The organism is Pseudomonas sp. P179, from assembly GCF_000478485.2.
GTDB lineage: Bacteria > Pseudomonadota > Gammaproteobacteria > Pseudomonadales > Pseudomonadaceae > Pseudomonas > Pseudomonas aeruginosa.
Map to the genome: position 1 here is coordinate 2,595,814 of NZ_KI517354.1, position 24,068 is coordinate 2,619,881.

A 24,068-nucleotide genomic window follows, 5' to 3' on the forward strand; every position below is an offset into this window, starting at 1 on the left:
CTGCCCCCATTTTGTAGCCCGAGAGCTACATGTCCCTGCATCAAATTTTATCGATGCCCAAGGGGTACGGCCGACCTCTGTCCACAAGGTTTTTGACGTGCTGAAACAGGCGCTTTAGCTGACTCAGTCACCCTGAACAGGCATGCTCATCAAGCTATCAACCCAGCTTGAGAATTAGACAGTGAGCCGAATAGTTGCCATTATCGGCTCACAAAATGAGCCGAATAGGCTCTCTAATCGGCTCATGAATATCCCTTATGAACGACCCACTCTGGATCTGGCAGCAGCCCGACTGGCCGCAGTTCAACTGGCAAGCCGAAGCGCTTGCACCACTGCTGCGCTCCTGTAGCCAGGCTCAGGGTCGTTTGTTAGGAATGCTCGGTGCCGTGGGGAGTGACACCGAAGTGCAGAGCAGCCTGGATGCCATGCTGCAGAACATCGTCACCTCTTCAGCCATTGAGGGAGAGCAACTGAATGTCGGTTCGGTGCGCTCATCACTGGCACGGCGACTGGGATTGCACGAAGAAGGTCGAACCACCTCTCGCTCCGAAGGCCTGGCGGAACTGCTGCTCGATGCCACCCACGCACATCAAGAGCCGCTAGACGAACAGCGACTGTTCACCTGGCACCGTTGGCTATTCCCCACTGATGAGCAACTGCTGACTCGACCGCTACACATCGGTGCACTGCGTGGCGAAGAGCCCATGCAGGTGGTTTCCGGTCGCATCGACCGCCCGACAGTCCATTTCGAAGCCCCTCCCCGCGCGGGGCTGGAAGCGCAACTGGCGGACTTTCTCGCCTGGTTCGAGAGCAGCCGCCGCGATGCCAGCCTCGATCCCTTTCTGCGCGCCGGCATCGCCCATTTCTGGTTCGTGACCCTGCACCCCTTCGACGACGGCAACGGTCGCCTCACCCGCGCTATCACCGATCTGGCATTGGCTCAGGGTGAGCAGCAAGCCATTCGCTTCTACGCCATGTCTGCGAGCATCCTCGACGACCGCGCCGGCTATTACCGCATCCTAGAAGCCAGTCAGAAAGGCGGGCTGGATATCACCAAGTGGCTGCAGTGGTTTCTCGAAACCTTGCTCAAGAGCCTGGAGCAAGCCCTTGCCCGTATAGACCGCGTGCTGGTCAAGGCGCGCTTCTGGCAGGCACATCGCAGCCAAACGCTATCGGCGGAGCAGATCAAAGTGCTTAACCGCCTGCTCGATGGCGGCGAAAGGGGGTTCGAGGAGGGCATCAGTGCGGCGCAATACCAAGCTGTGGCCAAGGTTTCCAAAGCCACAGCGACCCGCCACCTGAGCGACCTGCTGGAAAAGGGCTGCATCGAGCGACTGCCCGGCAGAGGGCGTAGCACCCGTTACCAGATAGCACGCTGAGCGCCTGCACCGGGCTCATCAGTCCTTGATGCGTCATCGCGCCATAGGACAATGGTCGCCTCTCCATTAAGCAGCTCGGCTCAAGGAAGAAAGTGGATTACAGCCCGATAGTCGCCCAGGTCTGGGGCATGCTGACCTGGTTTATCCCGGCAGCCCTGCTGATTGGCCTGTTCAAATCGCCTTGGGCCAAGGGGCAGGTCGGTGAACTGCTGGTGCGACTGTTCGCCCATTGGCAACTGGACAAGCAAACCTACCGCCGCCTGCACAACGTCACCCTGAACACGCCGGACGGCACGACACAGATCGACCACGTATTTTTCTCACCCTACGGCATCTTCGTGCTGGAAACGGCAGGTTTCCAGCACCTGCCGATAGGTCTCTACCGTTGCAACGGCGAGCCGTGCTGCAGGTCACAGGCTTTGGTGTGAATCGCCCCCCACTGCGCGATCAATCGCAGGGTGTCGGCGGCAGCAGCGCAAGTTTCGGCGAAGGCGAACTGGCGCTGGCGGAGCGGAATCCGATGAATGTGGCGGCTCTGCTCGCCGCCTGAGCGTGGGAAGGCACTTATCAGGCACTTCCGAAGGCACTACCGGACGATATCGACTCCATCGCCAACGCGGTAACTTCGAAGTACCTAAACCTTCATGAAACTGCAACTTCCAACTCTATCGACAGCTCTGGAAGTACATCCTCGGTATTTTCCAAGACCCTAACCAAAGTCTGGATCGTTTCGTCACAGGAAACGCTGGAGCGCCTATTCCAGAGCGCTTCGAACAATCGGTAAAAATAAAATCAAAATAATCAGACGTAGTTCAAAAACAACCAGAACAGATAGTTTTTCCGCCTTTCCCAACATGCTCCTCTCGCCTTGACTCGTTCGATGCAGCGGATCGCCCATGCGTATTTCCGGCATTGTCCGAGGCCCATTCCCTGTTCGACGCGATACCCGGCGCACCCATAACAATATGCCGCCCTCCACGGGCCGATAGCGCCAGTTGTGAGCCTGTCCACCACTGCATTTCCCTCACTGCAAGGAGAGAACATGAGTCGCTCACCCATCCCTCGCCACCGAGCGTTGCTGGCCGGTTTCTGCCTGGCGGGCGCGCTGTCCGCCCAGGCGGCCACCCAGGAAGAAATCCTCGATGCGGCACTGGTCAGCGGGGATTCCTCGCAACTGACCGACAGCCACCTGGTCGCCCTGCGCCTGCAGCAGCAGGTCGAGCGCATCCGCCAGACCCGCACCCAGTTGCTCGACGGTCTCTACCAGAACCTCAGCCAAGCCTATGATCCTGGCGCCGCCAGCATGTGGGTCCTGCCGGCCAACCCGGACAATACCCTGCCCTTCCTCATCGGCGACAAGGGCCGCGTGCTCGCCAGCCTGAGCCTGGAGGCCGGCGGCCGCGGGCTGGCCTATGGCACCAACGTGCTCACCCAGTTGAGCGGGGCCAATGCCGCCCACGCGCCGCTGCTGAAGCGGGCGGTGCAGTGGCTGGTGAACGGCGACCCGGGCGCGGCCACTGCGAAGGACTTCAAGGTCAGCGTGGTCGGGGTGGACAAGACCGCCGCCCTCAACGGCCTGAAGAGCGCCGGCCTGCAACCGGCGGACGCCGCCTGCAACGCGCTGACCGACGCCAGTTGCGCCAGCACCAGCAAATTGCTGGTACTGGGCAACGGCGCCAGCGCCGCTAGCCTGAGCGCCACGGTGCGCGCACGGCTACAGGCCGGGCTGCCGATCCTCTTCGTGCACAACAATGGCTGGAACCAGAGCAGCACCGGCCAGCAGATCCTCGCCGGCCTGGGCCTGCAGGAAGGCCCCTACGGCGGCAACTACTGGGACAAGGACAGGGTGCCATCCAGCCGCACCCGGACGCGTTCGGTCGAGCTGGGCGGCGCCTATGGCCAGGACCCGGCGCTGGTGCAGCAGATCGTCGACGGTAGCTGGCGCACGGACTACGACTGGTCGAAATGCACCTCCTACGTCGGTCGCACCACCTGCGACGACGTGCCGGGACTGAGCGACTTCAGCAAGCGCGTCGATGTACTGAAAGGCGCCCTCGACGCCTACAACCAGAAGGCGCAAAACCTCTTCGCCCTGCCCGGCACCACCTCGCTGCGGCTCTGGCTGCTGTGGGCCGACGCGGTGCGGCAGAACATCCGCTACCCGATGGACAAGGCCGCCGACACGGCGCGCTTCCAGGAAACCTTCGTCGCCGACGCCATCGTCGGCTACGTGCGCGAGGCCGGCGCGGCGCAGAAGGAACTGGGCAGCTACGCCGGCCAGCGCCAACAGTCGATGCCGGTATCGGGCTCGGAGGAAACCCTGACCCTCACCTTGCCGTCGGCCCAGGGCTTCACCGCCATCGGCCGCATGGCGGCGCCGGGCAAGCGCCTGAGCATTCGCATCGAAGACGCTGGCCAGGCCAGCCTGGCGGTCGGCCTGAACACCCAGCGCATCGGCTCGACGCGGCTGTGGAATACCCGCCAGTATGACCGCCCGCGCTTCCTCAAGAGCCCGGACATCAAGCTCCAGGCAAACCAGTCGGTGGCGCTGGTATCGCCCTACGGCGGCCTGTTGCAACTGGTCTACAGCGGCGCCACGCCGGGTCAGACGGTAACCGTCAAGGTAACCGGCGCGGCCAGCCAGCCGTTCCTCGACATCCAGCCGGGCGAGGACAGCAGCCAGGCGATTGCCGACTTCATCCAGGCGCTGGACGCCGACAAGGCCGACTGGCTGGAGATCCGCAGCGGCTCGGTGGAGGTCCACGCCAAGGTGGAGAAGGTCCGTGGCTCGATCGACAAGGACTATGGCGGCGACGTCCAGCGCTTCATCCGTGAGTTGAACGAGGTGTTCATCGACGACGCCTACACCCTGGCCGGCTTCGCCATTCCCAACCAGGCGAAGACTCCGGCAATCCAGCAGGAATGCGCGGCGCGCGGCTGGGACTGCGACAGCGAGACCCTGCACAAGCTGCCCGGCACCCAGCACATCAACGTCGACCAGTACGCCCAGTGCGGCGGCGGTTGCAGCGGCAACCCCTACGACCAGACCTGGGGCCTGAACCCGCGCGGCTGGGGCGAAAGCCACGAACTGGGGCACAACCTGCAGGTGAACCGGCTGAAGGTCTACGGCGGGCGCTCGGGCGAAATCTCCAACCAGATATTCCCGTTGCACAAGGACTGGCGCGTGCTCCGCGAGTTCGGGCAGAACCTCGACGATACGCGGGTCAACTACCGCAACGCCTACAACCTGATCGTCGCCGGACGCGCCGAGGCCGATCCGCTGGCAGGCGTATACAAGCGCCTGTGGGAAGACCCGGGCACCTACGCGCTGAATGGCGAGCGGATGGCCTTCTATACCCAGTGGGTGCACTACTGGGCCGACCTGAAGAACGATCCGCTGCAGGGTTGGGACATCTGGACCCTGCTCTACCTGCACCAGCGCCAGGTGGACAAGTCCGACTGGGACGCCAACAAGGCTGCCCTCGGCTACGGTACCTACGCCCAGCGCCCGGGAAACAGCGGCGATGCCAGCAGTACGGACGGCAACGACAACCTGTTGCTCGGCCTGTCCTGGCTGACCCAGCGCGACCAGCGGCCAACCTTCGCGCTATGGGGCATCCGTACCTCGGCAGCGGCCCAGGCACAGGTGGCGGCCTACGGTTTCGCCGAGCAGCCGGCGTTCTTCTATGCCAACAACCGGACCAACGAATACAGCACGGTGAAGCTTCTGGACATGAGCCAGGGGTCGCCGGCGTGGCCGTTTCCGTGAGTCGTAGCTGAGGGGGCTGGCGCGGGGTGATGCTTCTCGCTCCGCGCCGGTCCTCATGCCCCTCTCCCCGAAGGGAGAGAGGGTCGGCCATGCCAGCGGGCAATGCCGTGCCAGGCTGGCAAGCCAAACTGTCGTTCAAGCTGAACGATCCTGCGCAATAATGAGCCCCTTCCACCAGCAAGGACCGCTCATGACCGACCGCCTTCCCTGCCGCGCCTGCGGCCATCTCATCCTCCCGACCACGGCGGCGAGGAACGACGGACTGTGCATGCCCTGCAAGGGCGGCTACCGGCAGAACATCGAGGATGGCAAGCGCTTCCACGCGGAGCGACGGCGCTACCTGGCGAGTCCGCAGGCGCTGTACTGGAGCGCGCTGGTGAATCGCGTCTACGATGGCCGCGAGGGATTCGCCGGGCTGTCGCCGGCCGAACGGAGCTACTACGCAGTGAGCGTGCTCAGCGGCGAAGTGCACAACGGCGGCTTCGACCAGTACTTCGGCAACTCCTCCGGCGACCAGTACCAGGCGGCGCGCGCGGGTCTTCGCGAATTGGAGGCGGAGGACGCCCTGGCCCTGCTGGAGCGAGCCGCCGCCCTGCTGTTCGGCGACGGTCCGGTGCCAGTCTCCCAGGCCGAACGCCAATTGCGCATGCCGACCTGGGCCGATGAACCCGACCGCGACTGCGAAGCGGCCCTGGATGCGCTGGACACGCGCTTCTACGCCCTGGCCGACGCGCTGGACGAACGCCTGCTGGCCCATGCCCGCCACCATGCATTGTTCGCCCTTGACGAGCCCGATGAAGCCTGAATTGGATGCCCTAGAGGCCTGGCTCGGACGACCGCTGCCGGCTGCCTTCGTCGCCGCTCTGGAGCAGCACGGCGGCCGCCTCGTCGAGCCGGGCCTGCTGCTCTACGCCGCCGACGAGTTGCTGGAACGCAACCGGGCCTTCGAAACCTCTCTCTACTGCCCCGGCTACCTGGCCATAGGCGACGACAGCGGCGGCCGCGCCGTGGTGATGGCCCTGGACGATCACCGGCAGGCGCTGTTCCTGGTCGACCATGGCGCGATGACGCCGGACTGCTTCGAACCCCTGGCACCCAGCCTGGAGGCCTGGCTGGAAGCCGGGCCCTGCCTGCCCGAATGACGGAGAAACGCCCATGATTCCTTTCGGCCTCAGCCCCGAACAATTCCGCGAGCGCTACCGCCGCGACCTGCAACGCGCCGCGCCGGGCGTGATCCAGCGCCTGCGCGAGCTGCTCCGGCAACCCCTGGAGGAAGGACTGCGCGACGGCGAGATCCAACTGTTCCTCGGCGAGGACGGACGCGACGCAGCGGAAGCGTGGTTGTACATAAATGGCGCCAGCAACCGGGTGGACGCCAGCGACCCGCGCCTGTTTCCCGGCAAGGCGCTGGACCTGGCGCTCGGCCTGGGACATGCCCCGGATTTCGACGAAGCCTATTTCGCCGACGGCTTCGGCGGCGTCGACCTGCTCGCCGATACGCTGCAAGCCTGGTTCGCCGAGTGCTGGTGGAAGGCCGGCGGCTGGGCCTGGCCGATCCCGCTATGGCTGCACGTACACGATGGCTTCGGGGACGGCCGTGGCATCGCCCTCACCGAACGCTGCTGAACAGGGAGACCACGCATGGAACTGATCCGCAACCTGGACGATGCGAACATGGGCGAAGTGTATTGGCGCCTGTACCGGCGCTACATCAGCCTGTTCATCGAGAACGAGGCCGACGACGCCTACGCCTGGCGCTGCGCCCGAGCCCTCGACGAACTGGATGACGCCGTGGTCGAGCGGCTTTGTGCCGCCAGCCTGCGCTACCGCGCCGCGCGCCTGGAGCGGCTGGGCGAGTCTGCGGAGGAAGTCGCGCCGGCGCGCGGGGTGCTGGAACGGATCGAACCGGGCGAGCTGATCGTGCCCGACCCGGAACAGGGCGACGAAGCGGTGATCCACCTGTCGCTGAACTGCGAATGGGACCGCGAACACGGTATGGAATGGATCGTCCGGGGCGGCGAGGTGCTCTATGTCGGCCCCTTCCACGGCGAAGACCCGTGGCGGGACTTCACCGTGAAGGAACCATGGAACTACGCCTGAGCAGGGGCCTCAACGCTTGGCGATGATGTACACCGCGTGGACGATGCCCGGGATGTAGCCGAGCAGGGTGAGCAGGATGTTCAGCCAGAAGGCGCCGCCGAAGCCGACTTGCAGGAACACGCCCAGCGGCGGCAGGAGGATGGCGATGAGGATGCGGATCAGGTCCATGAACGGAACTCCTTGGTCCAGGGTCGATACGGTGTCCGGCGCGTGAGCCGGCGTTTTTTCGCGTCACCCTATGACTGACTCCCGCCATTCGCGGAGGGTTCAACCGCAACGGTACTCGCCGCCTGTCACGCGCAGCGGTACGCTTGAGCCTACGCTCATGCGAGCGGAGAACCCGCAAGGAACATCCATGTCCGACCTGCCCCCGCGTCCCGCCTTCTGGCCGTACCTGCCGGGCTACGCCCTGTTGCTGCTTTCGGTGCTGCTCTGCGCCAGCGGCAGCTACCGTTTCGTCACCCCGATGGCGCTCGCCGACGGCGTCGACCTGGTCTACCTCAGCCAGGGCCTGGCGCTGTTACCGCTGGGTACCGGGCTGGTCGGCCTGCTCGCGGGCTTCCTCCTGCATGTCCGCGGGCGCTGGCTCGGCGCGCTGCTGGCGCTGCTGCCGGCGGCGCTGATCTGCGCCTGGAACCTGTACAACTATGCCGCCCACGGCGACGAGGCGTTGTCGCCGAGTTTCGCCCAGTACACCCAGGCGCTGCTCGGCCTGCTGCTGCTCGGCGGCGTGCTGAGCCTGGTCGACCTGCTCCACGGCAGGCCCTCGACGCTGCTGCGCAAGGGCCTACTGGGGCTGGGCTGGCTGGCCCTGGTGGCCTGGCTGGGGTTGCTGTTCTACCTGCAGCGCCTGTACGGCCTCACTTTTTGAACTGGTCGTAGGCTTCCAGCGCGCGCAGCGAATAGACATAGGCGGCGCCGGCATTCAGGGAGATGGCGGTAGCCAGGGTCTGGGCGATTTCCGCCTCGCTGGCGCCGGCCTTCAGCGCGGCCTCGGTGTGCACGCCGATGCAACCGTCGCAACGGGTGGTAATGGCCACGGCGATGGAGATCAGTTCGCGGGTCTTGGCATCCAGGGCGCCCTCGGCGCTGGCTTCCTCCAGCGCGCCATAGGCGGCGAGCATCTTCGGGTGTTGCTTGCCCAGGGCACCGAAGGCTTTTTTCACGGCGGGGACGAACTCGGTCCAGTTGTTCAGCATGGTGATATTCTCCGTTGCTTTCGCGCCGGGAGTGGCGCGTCGGGTTACCAGTCTCGACCAGTCTGGACCGTGCCGCCTGCCCATGCGTCTCTACTTTCGACCTGATCGGCTCATCCCATGGACCCACTCGACCGGCTCATCCAGCTCGCCAACCTGCAGGGCCGCCTCGACCAGCGCTGCCAGCTACAGGGCAGCTGGGCGCTGGAGCACCCGCAAGCGGTGCCCGGCGAGGCGACCTTCCATATCGTCATGGCCGGCACCTGCTATTGCGAATTCCTCGATGGCGCTCGCCTCGACCTGCATCCCGGCGACCTGATCCTGTTGCCACGCGGCACCCCGCACCTCCTGCGCAGCGACAGCCCGGCGCAACCCTGCGAACCCACCGTGGAGCACCGCGGCAGCATCCCGCTGTACCAGTTGAACGGCCCCGGCGAGGCCCTCGACATGCTTTGCGGCAGCTACCGCTATCACGCCGGTGCCAGCCTGTTCGGCGCGCTCCCCGAGCGCCTGCTGGTGCATATGGACGAGTCGACCCAGCAGCCCCTGCGCGCGCTGATCGGGTTGATGCGCGAGGAAGCCGAGAGCACCCGCAGCGGCGCCCGCTCGATCATCGACGCGCTGGCCACCGCGCTGTTCGCCCTGGCCCTGCGCGCCTACCTGGACCGCCAACCGCTGGGCGACGGCCTGTTCGGCCTGCTGGGCGACGCCCGCCTGGGACGAGCCCTGCGGGCCATGCTGGAACGCCCGGAGCATGCCTGGACCCTGGAACAGCTTGCCCAGCAGGCGGCGATGTCGCGGGCCAGTTTCGTCCGCGCCTTCTCCGCCCTCGGCGGGACCTCGCCGTGGAACCTGCTGACCCGCATCCGCATGGAAAAGGCCCGCGGTCTGCTGCGACAAACGCAGAAGAGCCTGCTGGATATCGCCGCCGAGACCGGCTACCAGTCGGAGGCGGCGTTTTCCCGCAATTTCCGCCAGGCCTTCGGCGAATCGCCGGGCCGTTTCCGCCGCCAGGCCGACTCCGCTCGCTGAAAGCGCTACCGGCGCACATTTCGGCGATCCGCTGCTATGCAATGTGAATGATTTTCGCAACATCCTGTACGAATTCACTGACAGTACGGCTACACTGTGCTTTCCCGGCAAGGAGGCGCGGGGGTACTTGTCGCGGCACCCACTCTCCCGCTTTACCAGTACGCCCAGGAGGCAAACATGGAATGGTTTCTGAAATGCGTGAAGGAACACTACTTCGACTTCAACGGGCGTGCCCGTCGCAAGGAATACTGGATGTTCACCCTGGTGAACATCATCATCTCCGTCGCGCTGAGCGTCGTGCTCGGCCTGATCAGTGAAAAGCTCCTGCCGATCGCCAATCTCTACTCGCTCGCCGTGCTGCTGCCGGCCCTGGGCGTCACCGCCCGGCGTCTGCACGACATCAACAAGAGCGGCTGGTGGATGCTGATCGCGCTGATCCCGATCGTCGGCCTGTACCTGATCTACCTGCTGGCCAAGGACAGCGACGCCGGCCAGAACCAGTACGGCCAGAACCCGAAAGGCATCGCCTGATTCCTTCCCGCCGGGCCGCACGGCCCGGCGTTCTCCCTCTCCCTGTTTCCCTTCCCGCCCCTGACCGGGGTTAGAATGCCTCGCTCCCACTCCGGCGCCCTGCGCCAACGCCCGCAGCGAGGTAGCCCATGCCCCATCCCATCGACGCACTGATTTCCGACTGCGACGGCGTCCTGGTCGACAGCGAGGTCATCGCCGAGCGCGTGATGTACGAGGCGCTCAGCGCCTACGCGCCGCTGGAGGAGCTGCAGCGCCTGCTGGAAGGCACCTTCGGCCTGACCAGCCGCGACATCCTCGATCGCGTCGAGAAGCACTTCGGCCTGCGCATCCCCGACAGCTTCAACCGCGAGGTGCGCCAGCGCAGCGAGGAGATGGTCGCCCAGGTCCAACCCATTCCCGGCGCACGCGAGGCGCTGCTGGCCCTGGATCTGCCCGTCGCGGTGGCCTCCAACAGCCGCCGCCACAGCCTGGAGCGCTCGCTGGCGCGCGCCGGGCTCAGCGAACTGATCGGCGAACGCCTGGCCAGCGCCGATATGGTCGCCCTGCCCAAGCCCGCACCCGACGTCTACCTGCACGCCGCCAGCCTGCTCGGCGTCGCCCCCGAGCGTTGCCTGGTGGTGGAAGACAGCAGCACCGGCACCCGCGCCGCCCTCGCCGCGGGGATGCGGGTGATCGGCTTCGTCGGCGCCGGGCACATTCCCGCCGGGCACGCCGAGGTACTGCGCGAGCTGGGCGCCATCGCCATCGTCGAGCACATGCGCGAACTGCCGGAGATCGTGGCGCGCCTGCGCCGGACAGTCTGAGTCAGGGCTGCCCGCAGAGGGTTGCGAACAAGGCTCCCGTTCCCGTCAGCACGAAGAAGGTCCAGTGGAAGGGCACGGCAAGATTCAAGCGCTGGATCGCCGCGACTATCCAGCAAACGCCCCCCAGAACAGCCAAGAGAATCCGCATCAGCGCCTCTCCCAACGTTCTCGCCGAGGAAAAGACTCGGAGCAGGCAATGCAAAAGCGTGCAAAGAAGCAGCACAAGCAGGGCAACGAGCCACAGCACAAGCTTGCCGATGGCGCTTCTCCACTCCTCGTAGAAGAAGTCGACCATGGAGTCGACCGCCCGTAGCACCCTGCTGTTGGCACTGGGGTTCGCCGGTTTCACTCCGTCCGCCCAGATGAGCCGCTGGATGAATTGATAGAACAGCTTGTCGCTTGGTTGGGAAATGGACAATGCGTCGATCATTGCGCGCAGTACCAGGCGCGCCTGCATCCCCAGGAAGATCATGTATGGACCGCTGAAGGCAATGATGAAAACGACGCCCCAATACAGTTTCAGATAGGCGGGCAGGTTGTCGACAAACTCGAAATAGCCCTGCCTGTCAGCCCCCAGGGTAATGATGAGCGTGGCGATGACCGCAATGAGCGCAGCCAACAGCGTGACCAGACGAGCAAGGTCCCGGGGAGGCAGAAAGAATCGCAGCATCACTGCGCCGTCGATATCCTTCGCGGCCTTCGAATTCACCTCCTTCCAGAGGCGCCAGTTCTCCACCAGATCGCCCGCCAGGCAGCGGAGGTTACCGCCATAGGCCCGGTACCGCAGCCGGAACCATTGCCGTTCGTAGAGGGAAAGCTGGACGTAGCGACTGCTCTCGGCGGAGCGCTCGAAGCCTCCCAGGTTCTCCACATTGCGACAGCGCGTATCGACGACGATATCGCCTATCCGTAGCGCAGCGATCAGAAACGGGAACAGATAGAAAGGGAGCAGACTCCTGGCTTCGTAGAGGTACTGTCCGGAGTGGCAATACAAGTCCCAGAACATCGTGATCAACACGAAGAAGAAATACAGCAGGGGAACCCAGTAGTCCCTGTGTTTCAGCAATTGAAAGAATGGCGCCCGGATAAAGATCCGGTAGTGATCTCCCACGTCCTCATAAAGATCCTGCACCGAACGTTGCGAAGCGCTTCCCATCGAGAATTCATCCTTGTAACAGCCGCTAGAGACTCTTCCAGGTCAGGTACACCCGCAAGTCGAACTCCAGCTGGTGATAGTCCGGCAGCATGTACTGGCAGAGCTGGTAGAACGCCTTGTTGTGCTCGCTTTCCTTCAGGTGGGCGAGTTCGTGGACGACGATCATCCGCAGGAACTCCGGGGCGGCGTCCTTGAACAGGGAAGCCACGCGGATTTCCTTCTTCGCCTTGAGCTTGCCGCCCTGCACCCGCGAGATCGCGGTGTGCAGGCCGAGGGCGCGCTGGACCACGTCGAGCTTGTTGTCGTAGAGCACCTTGTCCAGGCCCGGCGCGTTGCGCAGGTGTTCCTGCTTGAGGTTCATGGTGTAGGCGTACAGCGCCTTGTCGCTCTGCACATCGTGACGCCCCGGGTAGCGGCGCTCGAGGTACTCGCCCAGGCGGTTCTCGGCGATCAGCTGGCGGACCTGGTCCTGCAGCGATGCGGGATAGGCCTGGAGGTACTTGAGGGGGATCATGCACGGGTCCGGCGGTTCGCGGAAAACGCCCAGTGTACCGCGTCGGGAGCTCCGGCGGCCGACCGCCGCTTCGGGTAAGATGCGCGCCGTTTCCGATGAGCGGAGTGGGACAGTGGCAAGTACAGATGTGCTGATCGTTGGCGCCGGGGCGGCCGGGCTGATGTGTGCGATGACGGCGGCCGGACGCGGGCGCCGCGTGCGGGTGCTCGACCACGCCAACAAGGCCGGCAAGAAGATCCTCATGTCCGGCGGCGGGCGCTGCAATTTCACCAACCTGTACACCGAGCCGGCCAACTTCCTTTCGCGCAACCCGCACTTCTGCAAGTCGGCGCTGGCCCGCTACACCCAGTGGGACTTCATCGGCCTGGTGGCCAAGCACCAGGTGCCGTACCACGAGAAGAAACTCGGCCAGCTGTTCTGCGACAACAAGTCCAGCGACATCCTCGAGATGCTGCTGCGCGAATGCGCCGAGGCCGGGGCGGAAATCCTGCTGGACACCTCGATCGAAGAGATCGCCCGCGACGACGCCGGCTACCACCTGCGTACCAGCGCCGGCGAGATGCGCTGCGAGTCGCTGGTGATCGCCAGCGGCGGCCTGTCGATCCCGACCCTCGGCGCCAGCGGTTTCGGCTACCAGGTGGCGCGCCAGTTCGGCCACGAGGTGCTGCCGACCCGCGCCGGGCTGGTGCCGTTCACCATCACCGACCAGTTGAAGGAGCTGTGTGCCGAGCTTTCCGGCACCTCCGTGGATTGCCGGGTGAGCTGCAACGGCCAAGTGTTCCGCGAGAACCTGCTGTTCACCCATCGCGGCCTCAGCGGCCCGGCGATGTTGCAGATTTCCTCCTACTGGCAACCGGGCGATACCCTGGAAATCGACCTGCTGCCGGACCACGACGCCAGCGAATGGCTGGCGCAGCAACAGCGCGAGCGTCCCAACAGCGAGCTGAAGACCCTGCTCGCCGAGCTGCTCACCAAGAAGCTCGCCGGACTGCTGGCCGACCGCTGGTTCGTCTCCAAGCCGATGAAGCAGTACACCCCGACCGAACTGGCGGGTATCGCCGGGCAGCTTTCGGCCTGGCGGGTCACGCCCTCGGGCACCGAGGGCTACCGCACCGCGGAAGTGACCCTGGGCGGGGTGAGCACCGACGAAGTGTCGTCGAAGACCATGGAGTCGCAGCGCTCGCCGGGGCTGTATTTCGTCGGCGAAGTACTGGACGTCAGCGGCCACCTCGGCGGCTTCAACTTCCAGTGGGCCTGGGCCTCGGGTTATGCGGCGGGGCAGTACGCCTAGTGCGCCTCGGCCAGATAGGCCTCGGTGCGATAGGGCAGCGCTACCTGCTCCCTCCCCTTGAGCGCCGGATGGCTGGCGACCAGCTCGCGCAATTGCGCCGCCACGGCGTTCTTTTCCGTCTCCGGCAAGGCGGCGATGAAGCTCACCGAAAGGAAGCGCGAGACGATCACCTGCTCCGGCGGGCCGACATGCTCGTAGGCGAAGGTGGACAAGCGCAGCGGTCCGAAGGGCGCGCGCTCGAACGGCCGACGCCAGTCGCCCTTGTAGAAGCGCGGCGCGTCGCCTTCGTAGGGGGTGATGATGCGAGTGATCTCGGCGACCCAATCCAGCGACTCGTCACGCACGTTCCACACCAGCCCCAGCCTGCCTTCCGCCGTCAGCACGCGGCGCATTTCCTCCAGCGCCTCCACGGTGGCGAACCAATGGAAGGCCTGTGCGCACACCAGGGCGTCGGCGAAGCCGTTGGCCAGCGGAATCGACTGGGCGCTACCGGCCAGCGCCTGGACCTGCGGCAAGGCTTCGGCGAGCTGGGCGCGCATCGCATCCACCGGTTCCACCGCGACCACTCGCGCGCCGGTACGGGCCAGCAGGCGGGTGAACTTGCCGGTGCCGGCGCCGAGGTCCACCGCGACGGTCTGCGGACGCAGGCCAAGGGCATCGCGCAACCAGTCGGAGAGCGCTTCCGGATACTCGGGCCGGCCCTGGGCGTAACGCTGGGCCTCGGCGCTGAAACCTTGCTGGGCGGCGCTGTGTACGGACGACATGAGGGACCTCCTGGGCGGCAGGGAAAGCCCGAGGTATAGCACAGCGGTTTTCCCACGAATTCCAGACGAACGGTTCAAAGCCTTGCGCGGCGTGGCTCGCAGCCATTGGTCAGGGGCTTCGTGGACCTCTCGGGGAAGAGGCTATTGTCGATCCGAAGGCCCACCCGACGACCAGGGTAAAAGCATCCCGGCACACGCCGGCGTCCCCCGCCACAACCAGGAGTCAGCCATGAGCAGCGAAGTCAGCGCCATCCGCCAATTGATCGAAGACTGGCGAGCCGCCGTCCGCGCCAGCGACGTTCCGCGCATCGTCTCGTACTACGCGGAGGACATCGTCGCCTTCGACGCCATCCTGCAATTGCAATTCAAGGGGCGCGACGCCTACCAGAAGCACTGGCAGGCCTGCACCGAGATGTGCAAAGGACCGATGACCTTCGATATCGCCGAACTGCAGATCCATGCCGACCCGCAGGTCGCCTTCGCCCACTACCTCTGCCACTGCGGCGGCACCGGCCCGGACGGCCAGCCGCACTCCTCGTGGATGCGGGTCAGCGCCGGCTACCGCAAGCACGGCGACGGCTGGAAGGTGATCCACGAGCATTTCTCGGCGCCGTTCGACATGGACGGCAAGGCGCTGTTCGACCTGCAGCCCTGACTCAGCGCCGCGCGGCGGTCGCCGCCGGGTCGACGCAGCGTTTCACTGCGCGAGGACTGAGCAGCGAGCAAGGCTTGCCGACCAGGTAGCTGCGGTAGACCTTCAGCAGCATAGCCTGGCTGTAGCGGCAACCCTTGCCGCTCTTGCGCAGGCAGGGGCTCTCGAACTCGAAGCGACCGTTGACCGGCTCGGCCAGCTGGATGCGCAACGCCGGCCAGGTGGAGCGTTGCGGCGCCGGCGGGGTTTCCAGCTGGCGGCCGTCGCGCACCACCAGTTCGCCGCCGGCCTCTGCATAGTCGAAGACGAACAGCAGGGTGCGCGAAGTCTTGGTCGTGCAGTCGCTGCGCGCCAGGCAATCCTGCGGGTCGGCGGGATCGCGCGCTACGCTCGGCGACGCGGCCTCCTCGACGTCGCGGGACGGCGCGTGCAGGCCAGCGCAACCGGCCAGCAGCAGGAACGGCAGGGTCAGGAGCCAGCGGCGCATCGGATTTCCCCGGGGCGGATGTGCAAGAGCCCCGACCAGCGGGGCTCCCGTTCGAACGAAGGCGCTTAGTTGACCTTCGGATCCAGCTCGCCGCGAGCGTAGCGCTGGAACATGCCTTCCAGGGAGATCGGCTTGATCTTGGAAGCGTTGCCGGCGGTGCCGAAGGCTTCGTAGCGAGCGATGCAGATGTCGCGCATGGCCTCGACGGTCTTGGAGAAGTACTTGCGCGGGTCGAACTCGCTCGGGTTCTGCGCCAGGAAGCGGCGGATGGCACCGGTGGAGGCCAGGCGCAGGTCGGTGTCGATGTTCACCTTGCGCACGCCGTACTTGATGCCCTCGACGATTTCCTCGACCGGCACGCCGTAGGTCTCTTTGATCTCGCCGCCGTACTCGTTGATGATCGCCAGCCAGTCCTGCGGTACCGAGGAAGAGCCGTGCATCACCAGGTGGGTGTCCGGGATGCGCGCGTGGATTTCCTTGATGCGCTGGATCGACAGGGTGTCCCCGGTCGGCGGCTTGGTGAACTTGTAGGCGCCGTGGCTGGTGCCGATGGCGATGGCCAGGGCGTCGACCTTGGTCTTCTTCACGAAGTCGGCGGCTTCTTCCGGATCGGTCAGCAACTGGCTGTGGTCCAGCACGCCTTCCGCGCCGACGCCGTCTTCCTCGCCGGCCATGCCGGTTTCCAGGGAACCCAGGCAGCCCAGCTCGCCTTCCACGGACACGCCGCAGGCATGGGCGAACGCCACGGTCTGCTGGGTCACGCGGACGTTGTAGTCGTAGTCGGCAGGGGTCTTGCCGTCTTCACGCAGGGAGCCGTCCATCATCACCGAGCTGAAGCCCAGCTGGATGGAACGCTGGCAGACGTCGGGACTGGTGCCGTGATCCTGGTGCATGACCACCGGGATGTGCGGGAATTCTTCGATCGCGGCGAGGATCAGGTGGCGCAGGAAGGGCGCGCCGGCGTATTTGCGAGCACCGGCGGAAGCCTGGACGATCACGGGCGAATCGGTCTTGTCGGCCGCTTCCATGATGGCGCGCATCTGCTCGAGGTTGTTGACGTTGAAGGCCGGCACGCCGTAGCCGAATTCGGCGGCGTGATCCAGCATCTGGCGCATGCTGATGAGTGCCATGGTTCTCGTATCTCCCAATCGCGGGGTCGTTCAGTGATTCAGAAGCCTGCCGCAGGGGCAGGCCCGGTTCAAGTTCCTTGCGAGGAGCGGTCGCGGCGCCGCGCCCCTGCCGGCGCGACTCAGCGCGCCTTGCAACCGCGACCGATGAGGTCGTCGGTTTCGACCCAGTACACCAGGCCTTCGTCGTTCTCCAGGTGGAAGCCCAGGCGTCCGTCGCTATAGAAAGCGCCGACGGCCGCAGGTTCCTGCTCCAGATGGTGGACCACGTCGTCCTCGTCCTTCAGGCGCAGGTCGACGATGTTCTTGCTGCCGTCGATATAGCGCCATTCGATCACCGCCTTGCTGTCGCAGGTCCAGCGGGTCCAGTCCTTGCCATCGGGCTTGCCCGAGGAGCCGGAGCAGCCGGCCAGCAGGGCCGCGGCGGCGAAGCCGCTGAACAGGGCGATACGCGAGTAGTTCATGTCCATCCTCCATCCGTGCGGAACGCTCCACCGCACCTCGCCGGGCCGCAAGCGGCCCGCGCGGCGGCCGGCTGGCCTTGCCTGTCACAGGAAAGGCGCAATGCTACTGCGTACGCTGGCGAATCCCCAGCCCTTTCCGTAGAAACTGGCAGAAAAGCACTACGGGCATTCCACCGGCTTTTGTCCGGCGGTCGGATCGCCGCTGCTCTGCTGCTCGACCCGCTGGCGGTTCTGCTCGGTCGGCACCATCACGTCCGGCGGACTGATCACCTCGCAGGTGCTCGGGCGTCGACCGCCATCGCCGCTACAGGCGGCCAGGCCCAGGCAGAACATCAGGAGTGGCAAGGTTACGGAACGCATGGGGCACCTCCTTTTTTCGTCGTCCTCAAAGGTGTGACCCCCGAGGACGGCGAATGGTTTGCCCCGTCTGCGTCAGCCCTTGGCGCGCTGCTCCAGGATTTCCACGGCCGGCAGGACCTTGCCCTCGACGAACTCGAGGAACGCGCCGCCACCGGTGGAAATATAGGAGATCCGCTCGGCGATGCCGTACTTGTCGATCGCCGCCAGGGTATCGCCGCCGCCGGCGATGGAGAACGCCGCGCTATCGGCGATGGCATTGGCCAGGGTACGGGTGCCCTCGCCGAACTGGTCGAACTCGAACACCCCGACCGGACCGTTCCACAGGATGGTCTTCGAGGTCTTCAGCAGCTCGGCGAACTGCGCGGCGGTCTGCGGGCCGATGTCGAGGATCATGTCGTCGTCGGCGACCTCGGCGATGGCCTTGACGGTCGCCACGGCGCTCTCGGCGAATTCCTTGGCCACCACCACGTCCACCGGCAGCGGCACCTTGACCTTGGCGGCGATAGCCTTGGCGGTCTCGACCAGGTCGGCCTCGTACAGTGACTTGCCGACCTTGTGTCCGGCCGCGGCGAGGAAGGTGTTGGCGATGCCGCCGCCGACGATCAGTTGGTCGCAGATGCCGGCCAGGCTGTTCAGCACGTCGAGCTTGGTGGAAACCTTGGAGCCGGCGACGATCGCCGCCATCGGCCGCGCCGGGTTGCCCAGCGCCTTGCCCAGCGCGTCCAGTTCGGCGGCCAGCAGCGGGCCGGCGGCGGCGACCTTGGCGAACCTGGCCACGCCGTGGGTCGACCCCTCGGCGCGGTGGGCGGTACCGAAGGCATCCATCACGAACACGTCGCACAGCGCGGCGTACTTCTGCGCCAGCTCGTCAGCGTTCTTCTTCTCGCCCTTGTTGAAGCGCACGTTCTCGAACAGCACCAGGTCGCCCGCCTTGACCTCGACGCCGTCGAGGTAGTCGGCCAGCAGCGGCACTTCGCGGCCCAGGGCCTTGGACAGGTACTCGGCCACCGGCTTCAGGCTGTTCTCGGCGGAGAACTCGCCCTCGGTCGGACGGCCCAGGTGCGAGCAGACCATCACCGCCGCGCCCTTCTCCAGGGCCAGCTTGAGGGTCGGCAGGGCGGCCTTGATCCGTGCATCGCTCTGCACCTGGCCGTCCTTCACGGGCACGTTGAGGTCCTCGCGGATCAGCACGCGCTTACCTTTGAGGTCGAGGTCAGTCATCTTCAACACGGTCATGACAATCAGTCCTTGGGTACTTGTTGATCAGGCACGGCGGCGCGCAGGTAGTGTCCGGCGACGTCGAGCATACGGTTGGCGAATCCCCATTCGTTGTCGAACCAGGCCAGCAAGTTGACCAGGCGAGGCCCGGAAACGCGGGTCTGGCTGCCATCGACGATGGCCGAATGGGGGTCGTGGTTGAAATCGCAACTGGCGTGCGGCAGCTCGGTATAAGCCAGCAGTCCGCGCAGCGGGCCGCTTTCGGCAGCCTCGCGAAGCACCCGGTTGATCTCGGCGGCGGAGGTGTCGCGGGAAGTCTGCAGGGTGATGTCCAGCGCCGAGACGTTCACCGTGGGCACGCGTATGGCTTTGGCCTGGATGCGCCCGGCAAGTTCCGGCAACAGGCGTTCGATGCCGCGCGCCAGACCGGTGGACACCGGGATCACCGACTGGAACGCCGAACGGGTACGGCGCAGGTCCTCATGGTGGTAGGCGTCGATCACCGGCTGGTCGTTCATCGCCGAGTGGATGGTGGTGATCGACACGTATTCCAGGCCGATCGCCTCGTTCAGCAGCTTGAGCAGCGGCACCCCGCAATTGGTCGTGCAGGAGGCGTTGGAGACCAGCGTTTCGCGGCCGCTGAGGTCCTGCTGGTTGACCCCATAGACGATGGTGGCGTCGATGTCCGCCTCGCTCGCCATCGGCTGCGAGAACAGCACCCGCGGCGCGCCGGCGCGGAGGAAACGCTCGGCCTGGGCGCGGTTGGTGTACTGGCCGGAGCACTCCAGCACCAGGTCGACCCGCAGCGCCTGCCAGTCGATGGCCTCCGGAGTCGGGCTGCGCAGCACCTTCACGCAATCGCCGTTGATGTGCAGGCAGTCGCCGTCGACCTTCACTTCGCCGGGAAAGCGGCCATGGGTGGAGTCGAAGCGGGTCAGGTACTCGACGCTGGCCTGGTCGGCCAGGTCGTTCAGCGCGACGATCTCGAAGCCCAGTTGCTCCGGGCGCTCGTGCAGCGCGCGCAGGACGCAGCGGCCGATACGGCCATAGCCATTGAGCGCGACGCGAAAAGGCGGGGTGGACATCGGCAGGGATAGCTCCGGCAAGGGGCCAGTGAAAGGCGCCAATTATGCGGGGGATGGGCCCGCCTGGGAACCGTCCGCGACCCGCGCGGCGCGGCGTGCGCCGCGGCAACGGCTCGCGTGCAGGCGCTGAAACGATTCATGCGACACCTGGCTGGCGCGACCGCGTTCCGTTGTGCAAGGCTCGCCCGCATCCACCGACCGCCAGGAGCGCCAGATGCCCCGCTTCGCCGCCAACCTCAGCATGCTCTACCCCCGCCACGACTTCCTCGAACGCTTCGCCGCCGCCGCGGCGGACGGCTTCGAGGGCGTGGAGTACCTGTTCCCCTATGCCTACCCTGCGGCCGAACTGAAGGCCCGGCTGGACGACCACGGCCTGCGCCAGGTGCTGTTCAATGCCGCACCCGGCGACTGGGACAAGGGCGAGCGCGGCCTGGCCAGCCTGCCGGGGCGCGAGGCCGAATTCCGCCGCGCCATCGCCCAGGCCATCGACTATGCCCAGGTCCTCGGCAACCGCCACATCCATGTCATGGCCGGACTGCTGCCGGCCGGCGCCGACCGCATCCGCCACCGCGAGACCTACCTCGACAACCTCGCCCATGCCGCCCGCGAGGCCGCCGGTGCCGGGCTGACGGTGCTCATAGAGCCGATCAACAACCGCGACATGCCGGGCTTCTTCCTCACCCGCCAGGACGACGCCCAGGCCATCTGCCGCGAGGTCGGCGCGGACAACCTGCAGGTGCAGTTCGACTGCTACCACTGCCAGATCGTCGAGGGCGACCTGGCCACCACCCTGCGTCGCGACATCGGCAATATCGGCCATGTCCAGATCGCCGGGGTACCCGACCGCCACGAGCCGGATGACGACAACGAAGTGAACTACCCCTACCTGTTCGAGCTACTCGACCGGCTCGGCTACCAGGGCTGGATCGGCTGCGAGTACCGTCCGCGCGGCGACACCTCGGCAGGCCTGGAATGGCTGCGGCGCTGGCGCGCTACTCGACGCGACGGATGATCGGCTCCAGCGCGTCCAGACGCTCGCGGGCGGCCAGCCAGTCGCGCACTTCCGCGCACCACTGTTCTTCCTTCAGCACCGCGCGGGCACGGGTCAGCACTCGCGGCCAGGGACGGTCGTCGAACAGGCGCAGCAGCACCTGGTTGAGCTGTTCGCTATCCAGCGGCCGGCGTCCACGGCGCACCGGCGCGTCGACCCGCTGCGCCAGCGATTGCAGCACCCGTTCGCGCTGCGCCGTATCCACCGGCATCGGCTGCTCGTCGTAGGCACAGAGCACCAGGATCTCCGGCGCGACGTTCTCCAGCAGGCCGGCGCGCAGCCGGCAGTGGCCATCGAGGATCACGCAGGCATCCAGGCAGTTCAGGCGCAGCGCCAGCACCGGCGGCAGCTCGCCTTCGCGGGCCTTCTTGCGCCACCACTTGACCCGCCCCTCGTCATCCTCGACCCGGCGCAGGGCGATCAGGGCGTCGTTGTCGCGCCCCCACCAGTCGAGCCACTGCACCCAGTCGTCGTCGAGGACCTTCTCCAGGCTGTAGAAGCGCCAGTCCGGCAACAGTGCGTCGCGCCCGACGCTGCGGTAGCGCCAGCGTTCCAGCACCCGTTCGCGCGGATCGTGGCTCTGCGGTGGCTGCCAGGCGGGCACCTGCTCGGCGAGCGACAGGCGCAGCAACCAGCGCCCGGCCTCCAGGCAACTGCCCGGGCTGGTACGCAGGGTCTCGACGAAATAGCGGCTCCAGGCCTTGTAGCGGGCCTCGCCGCGCAGGCCGCGCAACGCTTCCAGGGTCGGCGAGTCGATGGGCGGCACGCTGGCCTGCGCCGGGCTCGCCGCGACCAGGCTCTTCACCAGCCAGATGCCATCGTGGTACGGCAACTGGGTGGCCCAGAGCAGCGGCTGATCGCCACGCATCAGGCGAATGCGGGCCTGGCCGCCGGATTGCAGATGAAGGAAAGAGGGCGCCCGATGGGCGCCCTCCACCTGGACCGCGAGGCCCAGCCATTCGCCATTGGCGGGGCTTTCGAGGTCCCGCCAGTAGAGCGTGTGCATCAGTCTTCCAGCAGCTCCTCGGCCACCGCCAGGACGTTGTCCAGGGTGAAGCCGAAGTGCTCGAACAGCGCCGGGGCCGGCGCCGACTCGCCGAAGCTGGTCATGCCGATGATGCGCCCGTCGAGACCGACGTACTTGTACCAGTAGTCGGCATGGGCGGCCTCGATGGCGATGCGCGCGCCGACTTCCACCGGCAGCACGGACTGCTTGTAGGACTCGTCCTGCTGCTCGTAGACGCTGGTGCATGGCATCGATACCACGCGGACCTTGCGGCCCTGCTCGCTGAGCTTGTCGTAGGCCTGCACGGCCAGGCCGACTTCCGAACCGGTGGCGATCAGGATCAGTTCCGGCTCGCCTTCGCAGTCCTTCAGCACGTAGCCGCCGCGGGCGATGTCGGCCACCTGGGCGACGTCGCGCGCCTGGTGCGGCAGGTTCTGGCGGGAGAAGATCAGCGCGGACGGACCGTCGGCACGCTCGATGGCATGCTTCCAGGCCACCGCCGACTCGACCGCGTCGGCCGGGCGCCAGGTGTCCAGGTTCGGGGTCAGGCGCAGGCTGGCCAGTTGTTCGATCGGCTGGTGGGTCGGGCCGTCCTCGCCGAGGCCGATGGAGTCGTGGGTGAACACGTAGAGCACGCGCTGCTTCATCAGTGCGGACATGCGCACGGCGTTGCGCGCGTATTCCATGAAGATCAGGAAGGTCGCACCGTAGGGAATGAAACCGCCGTGCAGGGCGACGCCATTCATGATCGCGCTCATGCCGAATTCGCGCACGCCGTAGAACACGTAGTTGCCGGCGGCGTCGTCGGCGCTGACGCCCTTGCAGCCCTTCCACAAGGTCAGGTTGGAGCCGGCCAGGTCGGCGGAACCGCCGAGCAGCTCCGGCAGCAGCGGGCCGAAGGCGTTCAGCGCGTTCTGGCTGGCCTTGCGGCTGGCGATGGTCTCACCCTTGTTGGCAACATCGGCGACGTAGGCCGCGGCCTTCTCGGCGAAGTCGGCCGGCAGCTCGCCCTTCAGGCGGCGCAGCAATTCGGCGGCCAGTTCCGGATGGGCAGCCTGGTAGGCGGCGAAACGCTTGTTCCACTCGGCTTCCTGGGCGGCGCCGGATTCCTTGGCGTCCCACTCGGCGTAGATCTGCGCCGGGATCTCGAACGGAGCGTGCTCCCAGCCCAGCGCGGCGCGGGTCGCGGCGATCTCGTCGGCGCCCAGCGGCGCGCCGTGGCACTCTTCCTTGCCCTGCTTGTTCGGCGAGCCGAAACCGATCACGGTCTTGCAGCAGATCAGGGTCGGCTGGTCGCTCTTGCGCGCGGTATCGATGGCGGTCTTGATCTCGTCGGCGTCATGCCCGTCGACGTTGCGGATCACTTGCCAGCCATAGGCCTCGAAGCGCTTCGGGGTGTCGTCGGTGAACCAGCCGTGGACCTCGCCGTCGATGGAAATGCCGTTGTCGTCGTAGAAGGCGATCAGCTTGTTCAGGCGCAGGGTGCCGGCCAGCGAGGCGACCTCATGGGAAATGCCTTCCATCATGCAGCCGTCGCCGAGGAAGGCGTAGGTGTAGTGGTCGACCACCGCGTGGCCGTCGCGGTTGAACTGGGCGGCCAGGACCTTCTCCGCCAGCGCCATGCCCACCGCATTGGCGATGCCCTGGCCGAGCGGACCGGTGGTGGTCTCGACGCCGGCGGTGTAGCCGTACTCCGGGTGGCCCGGGGTGCGCGAGTTGAGCTGGCGGAAGTTCTTCAGGTCCTCGATGCCGAGGTCGTACCCGGTGAGGTGCAGCAGGGAGTAGATCAGCATCGAGCCGTGGCCGTTGGACAGCACGAAGCGGTCGCGGTTGGCCCACTGCGGGTTGCTCGGGTTGTGCTGCATGTAGTCGCGCCAGAGGACCTCGGCGATATCGGCCATGCCCATCGGGGCGCCCGGGTGGCCGCTGTTGGCTTTCTGCACGGCATCCATGCTCAGTGCACGGATGGCATTGGCTCGCTCACGACGGCTGGGCATCGCAATTCTCCTACGGGGGTTGCTGGTCGGAAGACCAGGAGTGAAAAAAAGGGCGCCATTTTCGCCCACCGAAGGCCCAAGGGGCA

At 66.0% G+C, this 24,068-nt stretch carries 29 protein-coding genes; 15 read left to right on the plus strand and 14 right to left on the minus strand.

Annotation, left to right across the window (positions count from 1 at the left end; all coding sequences use genetic code 11):
• The first annotated feature begins 257 nt into the window (after positions 1–257).
• From HMPREF1224_RS24565 to HMPREF1224_RS45940, 3 genes are all read left to right on the plus strand, one after another.
• Complete coding sequence (locus HMPREF1224_RS24565; protein ID WP_003117952.1) at positions 258–1,379, plus strand: Fic family protein; 1,122 nt, start codon at positions 258–260, stop codon at positions 1,377–1,379.
• Positions 1,380–1,471: 92 nt separating this feature from the next.
• Positions 1,472–1,807, plus strand: a complete 336-nt coding sequence (locus tag HMPREF1224_RS24570; protein WP_010793498.1) for a nuclease-related domain-containing protein — start codon at positions 1,472–1,474, stop codon at positions 1,805–1,807.
• On the plus strand, positions 1,804–1,929 hold the full coding sequence (locus HMPREF1224_RS45940; protein ID WP_255319218.1) for a hypothetical protein: 126 nt from the start codon (positions 1,804–1,806) through the stop codon (positions 1,927–1,929). The genes HMPREF1224_RS24570 and HMPREF1224_RS45940 overlap by 4 nt, the downstream gene beginning before the upstream one ends.
• 204 nt (positions 1,930–2,133) lie before the next feature.
• On the opposite strand, the gene HMPREF1224_RS45385 is transcribed toward HMPREF1224_RS45940, so the two are convergent.
• Positions 2,134–2,277 (minus strand): hypothetical protein, encoded by a 144-nt coding sequence (locus HMPREF1224_RS45385; RefSeq protein ID WP_152959728.1) that lies wholly within the window; start codon positions 2,275–2,277, stop codon positions 2,134–2,136.
• A 99-nt stretch (positions 2,278–2,376) separates the two neighbouring features.
• Here HMPREF1224_RS45385 and impA point away from each other — a divergent pair, with 99 nt between their 5' ends.
• The 5 genes from impA (at position 2,377) to HMPREF1224_RS24595 (ending at position 7,248) form a co-directional block, all read left to right on the plus strand.
• Positions 2,377–5,148, plus strand: a complete 2,772-nt coding sequence (gene impA / locus HMPREF1224_RS24575) for an ImpA family metalloprotease (RefSeq protein ID WP_031628440.1) — start codon at positions 2,377–2,379, stop codon at positions 5,146–5,148.
• A 190-nt stretch (positions 5,149–5,338) separates the two neighbouring features.
• A complete protein-coding gene (locus tag HMPREF1224_RS24580; RefSeq protein WP_010793500.1) occupies positions 5,339–5,953 on the plus strand; it encodes a DMP19 family protein in 615 nt (204 codons plus the stop codon).
• Positions 5,943–6,290: an SMI1/KNR4 family protein gene (locus tag HMPREF1224_RS24585; RefSeq protein WP_003113222.1), complete on the plus strand. Its 348-nt coding sequence runs from the start codon at positions 5,943–5,945 to the stop codon at positions 6,288–6,290. The genes HMPREF1224_RS24580 and HMPREF1224_RS24585 overlap by 11 nt, the downstream gene beginning before the upstream one ends.
• Before the next feature lie 13 nt (positions 6,291–6,303).
• The gene (locus HMPREF1224_RS24590; RefSeq protein WP_010793501.1) at positions 6,304–6,774 is read left to right on the plus strand and encodes a hypothetical protein; all 471 of its coding nucleotides are present in this window, start codon (positions 6,304–6,306) and stop codon (positions 6,772–6,774) included.
• 15 nt (positions 6,775–6,789) lie between these two features.
• On the plus strand, positions 6,790–7,248 hold the full coding sequence (locus tag HMPREF1224_RS24595; RefSeq protein ID WP_003084991.1) for a DUF6985 domain-containing protein: 459 nt from the start codon (positions 6,790–6,792) through the stop codon (positions 7,246–7,248).
• Between the two features lie 9 nt (positions 7,249–7,257).
• On the opposite strand, the gene HMPREF1224_RS24600 is transcribed toward HMPREF1224_RS24595, so the two are convergent.
• Positions 7,258–7,416, minus strand: a complete 159-nt coding sequence (locus HMPREF1224_RS24600; protein WP_003084988.1) for a YqaE/Pmp3 family membrane protein — start codon at positions 7,414–7,416, stop codon at positions 7,258–7,260.
• 187 nt (positions 7,417–7,603) lie between these two features.
• Here HMPREF1224_RS24600 and HMPREF1224_RS24605 point away from each other — a divergent pair, with 187 nt between their 5' ends.
• Positions 7,604–8,119 carry a hypothetical protein gene (locus HMPREF1224_RS24605; RefSeq protein WP_003142767.1) on the plus strand — a complete coding sequence of 172 codons (516 nt, stop codon included), beginning with the start codon at positions 7,604–7,606 and terminating at the stop codon, positions 8,117–8,119.
• Here HMPREF1224_RS24605 and HMPREF1224_RS24610 read toward each other — a convergent pair.
• On the minus strand, positions 8,109–8,447 hold the full coding sequence (locus HMPREF1224_RS24610; protein WP_003084980.1) for a carboxymuconolactone decarboxylase family protein: 339 nt from the start codon (positions 8,445–8,447) through the stop codon (positions 8,109–8,111). The genes HMPREF1224_RS24605 and HMPREF1224_RS24610 overlap by 11 nt on opposite strands.
• A 117-nt stretch (positions 8,448–8,564) precedes the next feature.
• Between HMPREF1224_RS24610 and HMPREF1224_RS24615 the strand changes: the two genes are divergently transcribed.
• The 3 genes from HMPREF1224_RS24615 to HMPREF1224_RS24625 all read left to right on the plus strand — a co-directional run bounded on the left by HMPREF1224_RS24615 (position 8,565) and on the right by HMPREF1224_RS24625 (position 10,810).
• A complete protein-coding gene (locus HMPREF1224_RS24615; protein WP_010793502.1) occupies positions 8,565–9,476 on the plus strand; it encodes an AraC family transcriptional regulator in 912 nt (303 codons plus the stop codon).
• Positions 9,477–9,653: 177 nt separating this feature from the next.
• On the plus strand, positions 9,654–10,007 hold the full coding sequence (locus HMPREF1224_RS24620) for a DUF805 domain-containing protein (protein WP_003084974.1): 354 nt from the start codon (positions 9,654–9,656) through the stop codon (positions 10,005–10,007).
• Positions 10,008–10,135: 128 nt separating this feature from the next.
• Positions 10,136–10,810: an HAD family hydrolase gene (locus tag HMPREF1224_RS24625; protein WP_010793503.1), complete on the plus strand. Its 675-nt coding sequence runs from the start codon at positions 10,136–10,138 to the stop codon at positions 10,808–10,810.
• Position 10,811: 1 nt separating this feature from the next.
• On the opposite strand, the gene HMPREF1224_RS24630 is transcribed toward HMPREF1224_RS24625, so the two are convergent.
• Positions 10,812–11,966, minus strand: a complete 1,155-nt coding sequence (locus HMPREF1224_RS24630; protein ID WP_003118883.1) for a hypothetical protein — start codon at positions 11,964–11,966, stop codon at positions 10,812–10,814.
• Between the two features lie 25 nt (positions 11,967–11,991).
• Positions 11,992–12,480 (minus strand): M48 metallopeptidase family protein, encoded by a 489-nt coding sequence (locus HMPREF1224_RS24635; RefSeq protein WP_003084971.1) that lies wholly within the window; start codon positions 12,478–12,480, stop codon positions 11,992–11,994.
• A gap of 112 nt (positions 12,481–12,592) precedes the next feature.
• Here HMPREF1224_RS24635 and HMPREF1224_RS24640 point away from each other — a divergent pair, with 112 nt between their 5' ends.
• Positions 12,593–13,771 carry a BaiN/RdsA family NAD(P)/FAD-dependent oxidoreductase gene (locus HMPREF1224_RS24640; RefSeq protein ID WP_003118882.1) on the plus strand — a complete coding sequence of 393 codons (1,179 nt, stop codon included), beginning with the start codon at positions 12,593–12,595 and terminating at the stop codon, positions 13,769–13,771.
• On the opposite strand, the gene HMPREF1224_RS24645 is transcribed toward HMPREF1224_RS24640, so the two are convergent.
• Entirely contained in the window at positions 13,768–14,535 is a 768-nt protein-coding gene (locus tag HMPREF1224_RS24645; RefSeq protein WP_010793504.1) for a class I SAM-dependent methyltransferase, read from the minus strand. The genes HMPREF1224_RS24640 and HMPREF1224_RS24645 overlap by 4 nt on opposite strands.
• 229 nt (positions 14,536–14,764) lie before the next feature.
• Between HMPREF1224_RS24645 and HMPREF1224_RS45390 the strand changes: the two genes are divergently transcribed.
• Positions 14,765–15,190: a YybH family protein gene (locus HMPREF1224_RS45390; protein ID WP_003101606.1), complete on the plus strand. Its 426-nt coding sequence runs from the start codon at positions 14,765–14,767 to the stop codon at positions 15,188–15,190.
• 1 nt (position 15,191) lies between these two features.
• Here the strand turns inward: HMPREF1224_RS45390 and HMPREF1224_RS24655 are convergent, their stop codons facing one another.
• The 6 genes from HMPREF1224_RS24655 to epd all read right to left on the minus strand — a co-directional run bounded on the left by HMPREF1224_RS24655 (position 15,192) and on the right by epd (position 19,928).
• Complete coding sequence (locus tag HMPREF1224_RS24655; RefSeq protein WP_003113228.1) at positions 15,192–15,674, minus strand: hypothetical protein; 483 nt, start codon at positions 15,672–15,674, stop codon at positions 15,192–15,194.
• 65 nt (positions 15,675–15,739) lie between these two features.
• Complete coding sequence (gene fba, locus HMPREF1224_RS24660; RefSeq protein WP_003084964.1) at positions 15,740–16,804, minus strand: class II fructose-bisphosphate aldolase; 1,065 nt, start codon at positions 16,802–16,804, stop codon at positions 15,740–15,742.
• 119 nt (positions 16,805–16,923) lie between these two features.
• Positions 16,924–17,265 carry an MliC family protein gene (locus tag HMPREF1224_RS24665; protein WP_010793505.1) on the minus strand — a complete coding sequence of 114 codons (342 nt, stop codon included), beginning with the start codon at positions 17,263–17,265 and terminating at the stop codon, positions 16,924–16,926.
• A 159-nt stretch (positions 17,266–17,424) separates the two neighbouring features.
• On the minus strand, positions 17,425–17,625 hold the full coding sequence (locus tag HMPREF1224_RS24670; RefSeq protein ID WP_003084961.1) for a hypothetical protein: 201 nt from the start codon (positions 17,623–17,625) through the stop codon (positions 17,425–17,427).
• Between the two features lie 72 nt (positions 17,626–17,697).
• The gene (locus tag HMPREF1224_RS24675) at positions 17,698–18,861 is read right to left on the minus strand and encodes a phosphoglycerate kinase (protein WP_003084960.1); all 1,164 of its coding nucleotides are present in this window, start codon (positions 18,859–18,861) and stop codon (positions 17,698–17,700) included.
• 5 nt (positions 18,862–18,866) lie between these two features.
• On the minus strand, positions 18,867–19,928 hold the full coding sequence (gene epd / locus HMPREF1224_RS24680; RefSeq protein WP_003084958.1) for an erythrose-4-phosphate dehydrogenase: 1,062 nt from the start codon (positions 19,926–19,928) through the stop codon (positions 18,867–18,869).
• 214 nt (positions 19,929–20,142) lie between these two features.
• Here epd and otnI point away from each other — a divergent pair, with 214 nt between their 5' ends.
• On the plus strand, positions 20,143–20,940 hold the full coding sequence (gene otnI / locus HMPREF1224_RS24685; protein ID WP_003113230.1) for a 2-oxo-tetronate isomerase: 798 nt from the start codon (positions 20,143–20,145) through the stop codon (positions 20,938–20,940).
• Here otnI and HMPREF1224_RS24690 read toward each other — a convergent pair.
• A complete protein-coding gene (locus tag HMPREF1224_RS24690; protein WP_003101600.1) occupies positions 20,921–21,985 on the minus strand; it encodes a hypothetical protein in 1,065 nt (354 codons plus the stop codon). The two genes, otnI and HMPREF1224_RS24690, sit on opposite strands and share 20 nt — an antisense overlap.
• Positions 21,985–23,982 (minus strand): transketolase, encoded by a 1,998-nt coding sequence (gene tkt / locus HMPREF1224_RS24695; protein WP_003101598.1) that lies wholly within the window; start codon positions 23,980–23,982, stop codon positions 21,985–21,987. The genes HMPREF1224_RS24690 and tkt overlap by 1 nt, the downstream gene beginning before the upstream one ends.
• Between the last annotated feature and the right edge of the window lie 86 nt (positions 23,983–24,068).

What these genes read in the sequence shown, in the direction of transcription:
- epd (WP_003084958.1), bottom strand. Translation starts at nt 19,928, where the DNA reads ATGTCCACCCCGCCTTTTCGCGTCGCGCTCAATGGCTATGGCCGTATC.
- HMPREF1224_RS24605 (WP_003142767.1), top strand. Translation starts at nt 7,604, where the DNA reads ATGTCCGACCTGCCCCCGCGTCCCGCCTTCTGGCCGTACCTGCCGGGC.
- fba (WP_003084964.1), bottom strand. Translation starts at nt 16,804, where the DNA reads ATGGCACTCATCAGCATGCGCCAGATGCTGGATCACGCCGCCGAATTC.
- HMPREF1224_RS45390 (WP_003101606.1), top strand. Translation starts at nt 14,765, where the DNA reads ATGAGCAGCGAAGTCAGCGCCATCCGCCAATTGATCGAAGACTGGCGA.
- HMPREF1224_RS24690 (WP_003101600.1), bottom strand. Translation starts at nt 21,985, where the DNA reads ATGCACACGCTCTACTGGCGGGACCTCGAAAGCCCCGCCAATGGCGAA.
- HMPREF1224_RS24635 (WP_003084971.1), bottom strand. Translation starts at nt 12,480, where the DNA reads ATGATCCCCCTCAAGTACCTCCAGGCCTATCCCGCATCGCTGCAGGAC.
- HMPREF1224_RS24675 (WP_003084960.1), bottom strand. Translation starts at nt 18,861, where the DNA reads ATGACCGTGTTGAAGATGACTGACCTCGACCTCAAAGGTAAGCGCGTG.
- HMPREF1224_RS24655 (WP_003113228.1), bottom strand. Translation starts at nt 15,674, where the DNA reads ATGCGCCGCTGGCTCCTGACCCTGCCGTTCCTGCTGCTGGCCGGTTGC.
- HMPREF1224_RS24670 (WP_003084961.1), bottom strand. Translation starts at nt 17,625, where the DNA reads ATGCGTTCCGTAACCTTGCCACTCCTGATGTTCTGCCTGGGCCTGGCC.
- HMPREF1224_RS24585 (WP_003113222.1), top strand. Translation starts at nt 5,943, where the DNA reads ATGAAGCCTGAATTGGATGCCCTAGAGGCCTGGCTCGGACGACCGCTG.
- HMPREF1224_RS24625 (WP_010793503.1), top strand. Translation starts at nt 10,136, where the DNA reads ATGCCCCATCCCATCGACGCACTGATTTCCGACTGCGACGGCGTCCTG.
- HMPREF1224_RS24580 (WP_010793500.1), top strand. Translation starts at nt 5,339, where the DNA reads ATGACCGACCGCCTTCCCTGCCGCGCCTGCGGCCATCTCATCCTCCCG.
- HMPREF1224_RS24595 (WP_003084991.1), top strand. Translation starts at nt 6,790, where the DNA reads ATGGAACTGATCCGCAACCTGGACGATGCGAACATGGGCGAAGTGTAT.
- HMPREF1224_RS24610 (WP_003084980.1), bottom strand. Translation starts at nt 8,447, where the DNA reads ATGCTGAACAACTGGACCGAGTTCGTCCCCGCCGTGAAAAAAGCCTTC.
- HMPREF1224_RS24665 (WP_010793505.1), bottom strand. Translation starts at nt 17,265, where the DNA reads ATGAACTACTCGCGTATCGCCCTGTTCAGCGGCTTCGCCGCCGCGGCC.
- HMPREF1224_RS24630 (WP_003118883.1), bottom strand. Translation starts at nt 11,966, where the DNA reads ATGGGAAGCGCTTCGCAACGTTCGGTGCAGGATCTTTATGAGGACGTG.
- HMPREF1224_RS24600 (WP_003084988.1), bottom strand. Translation starts at nt 7,416, where the DNA reads ATGGACCTGATCCGCATCCTCATCGCCATCCTCCTGCCGCCGCTGGGC.
- otnI (WP_003113230.1), top strand. Translation starts at nt 20,143, where the DNA reads ATGCCCCGCTTCGCCGCCAACCTCAGCATGCTCTACCCCCGCCACGAC.
- HMPREF1224_RS24615 (WP_010793502.1), top strand. Translation starts at nt 8,565, where the DNA reads ATGGACCCACTCGACCGGCTCATCCAGCTCGCCAACCTGCAGGGCCGC.
- HMPREF1224_RS45385 (WP_152959728.1), bottom strand. Translation starts at nt 2,277, where the DNA reads ATGGGCGATCCGCTGCATCGAACGAGTCAAGGCGAGAGGAGCATGTTG.
- tkt (WP_003101598.1), bottom strand. Translation starts at nt 23,982, where the DNA reads ATGCCCAGCCGTCGTGAGCGAGCCAATGCCATCCGTGCACTGAGCATG.
- HMPREF1224_RS24590 (WP_010793501.1), top strand. Translation starts at nt 6,304, where the DNA reads ATGATTCCTTTCGGCCTCAGCCCCGAACAATTCCGCGAGCGCTACCGC.
- HMPREF1224_RS24620 (WP_003084974.1), top strand. Translation starts at nt 9,654, where the DNA reads ATGGAATGGTTTCTGAAATGCGTGAAGGAACACTACTTCGACTTCAAC.
- HMPREF1224_RS24645 (WP_010793504.1), bottom strand. Translation starts at nt 14,535, where the DNA reads ATGTCGTCCGTACACAGCGCCGCCCAGCAAGGTTTCAGCGCCGAGGCC.
- HMPREF1224_RS24565 (WP_003117952.1), top strand. Translation starts at nt 258, where the DNA reads ATGAACGACCCACTCTGGATCTGGCAGCAGCCCGACTGGCCGCAGTTC.